General features: G+C 26.6%; 1 pseudogene. It reads right to left on the reverse strand.

Annotation, left to right across the window (positions count from 1 at the left end):
- Positions 1-364: pseudogene (locus tag E5A76_RS06940) on the reverse strand (glycosyltransferase family 4 protein); the annotation flags it as partial.

Consider the following 364-nt stretch of genomic DNA (forward strand, 5'->3'; position numbering starts at 1 on the left):
CTGCTGTTATTGCATCACAATTTGAAAATATATATTTAGACTTTTTAATTAATGGTGATAGTAAAAATGAACCAAATGGCTTAAAAGGTTTTGGTATTGCATCAACAAAAATATCTGGCCACAAATCACGAATATCAATAATTGTTTTAATATTATTTTCTTTCCCAAACTTCGTAACTTCATAAGCCAAGTCGATTGTAGGATAAGCACAAAAAATCAAATCTGGTTTAACTTTATCTTTGCTCTGATTAAAGAACTCAACTCCTACTTGTCGATGATTAATAATCCTTTTTATCGATATGTTTTTTTTATATTCTATTTCTGAATGAAGAAAAATCATACTTAAATTATCTGATACATTTAT

The organism is Photobacterium lucens (assembly GCF_009873615.1).
GTDB classification, from domain to species: Bacteria; Pseudomonadota; Gammaproteobacteria; order Enterobacterales; family Vibrionaceae; genus Photobacterium; species Photobacterium lucens.